Raw genomic sequence first — 1,613 nt, 5'->3', positions numbered from 1 at the left:
GCTCCTTCCGGAGCCGGCCGCCCTTCGTCGTGTCGCCGACGCGGCCGTGCGGCGGGCACGACGAAGGGGTGCCCCCGCCGTGGCGGCGGGGACACCCCTCGGGGCCGTGCCCGTTGGATCAGACGGAGGTCAGGACGCCCTGCTCCGACGAGGACGGGGAGCCGCTCCCGGAGCCCTTCGGACCGGGTGCGGACACCTCGTCCTCACCGTCCTTCGAGCGGCGGTCGAAGAGGCCGCGCAGCTTCTTGTTCAGCGGCTCCTCGAGGACGTAGTGGCTGGCCAGCGCGGTGACGAGGGTGCCGAGCAGGACCAGGCTCACCATCTCGGCGAAGCCGACGGTGCCGCGCAGCATGCCCGAGTTGACGGCGGACTTGCCGAACATGCTGCCGTTGTGGAGCACGACGTGGATGAAGAACACGTGCCACAGGTAGATGCCGTACGAGATGCGGCCGAGGAAGGCCATCGGACGGTTCGCGAGGACCAGGTTCATGGTCTTCGAGCGGGCGCCGGGGGCCACCAGCGGGATCACGACGCACATCGAGAAGACGAAGAACAGCAGGTGCAGCACCATCTGCTGGGTGAGCGCGCCCCAGTCGCCCATGCCGGGCTCGCCGAACGGATGCGGCACGTTGGCGAGGTAGGCGATCAGGGCGACCAGCCAGAAGCCCATCGGCCACTTGACGGCCCAGCGGAACAGCGCCGGCTGGCGCGGCGCCACCTCGGCGTAGGAGAGCATCACGGCGAGGGCCATGCCGCCGGCGAAGTAGCCGACGTAGCCGAAGGGCCAGAAGGACAGGTACCAGACGTCGGCCGTCATGGACGGCAGGAAGCAGTAGGCGGTCCAGGCCATGCCGATGAGGACCAGGGCGACGAGCGGGACGAACATCCGGCGGGCGCGGCGGGCCGGCGTGGTGCCGCGCACGGCGAACCTGTGGATGGCCCAGGCGATGACCGGCAGCGCCAGGTAGAAGAGCATCTCGGTGGGAACGGTCCACGTCGGCTCGATGCCCGTGATCCATTCGGCCCGGGTGAAGAAGTGGATCATCAGGAGCGGTCGCAGGAAGAACCAGACGCCGTCGATCTTGTCGTAGTCCAGAAGCAGGATCGAGGCGAGCACCAGGGCCCAGAACGCGGGAACGATGCGCACGAAGCGGCGCCAGTAGAAGGAGGCGACCCGGGGGGTGGCGCCCTCGCCGGTCACCGTGCGGCGGGCGAAGGGCCGGTAGAGCATCAGGCCGGACAGGACGAAGAAGGGAGGCAGGAAGACGCCCATGCCCTCGGTGAGATAACCCCACAGGTTGTCGCGCGGGTCCGCGAAGTGGTTGCTCACGCCCGCCGTGTAGGCGACGTGGTAGACGAGGACTGCGACCGCGCACAGTCCGCGCAGACCGTCGAGGACGGGGACTCTGCGCTTCTGGGGGGATTCGGCGGCGCCTGTCCGGACATTGCGAGATGCCACGTTTTCGCGCTCCCTTGGAAGTCGATACCTGATGGGCCGCGAGTCATGCTGGCGTCGGCGCCGCCAGGGCCGCACCTTCAGAAGTGCGGTGTTTGCCAGACGGGTTTGACACGGGAAACACATGCGGATGTGGGCCGGCCCGCCACCCCTGGGT

1 protein-coding gene is annotated in these 1,613 nt (G+C 68.8%); it reads right to left on the bottom strand.

Going from position 1 to position 1,613, the window contains the following annotated elements; genetic code table 11:
• Positions 1-118: 118 nt before the first annotated feature.
• Positions 119-1,459 (bottom strand): acyltransferase family protein, encoded by a 1,341-nt coding sequence (locus tag ACFW2Y_RS35790; RefSeq protein WP_384887912.1) that lies wholly within the window; start codon positions 1,457-1,459, stop codon positions 119-121.
• Positions 1,460-1,613: the final 154 nt, after the last annotated feature.

The sequence above is a fragment of the Streptomyces sp. NPDC058877 genome (assembly GCF_042742855.1).
Lineage (GTDB): Bacteria > Actinomycetota > Actinomycetes > Streptomycetales > Streptomycetaceae > Streptomyces.
The sequence above is the reverse complement of the archived record's forward strand: the minus strand, read 5'-3'. Positions and strand labels throughout refer to the sequence as shown.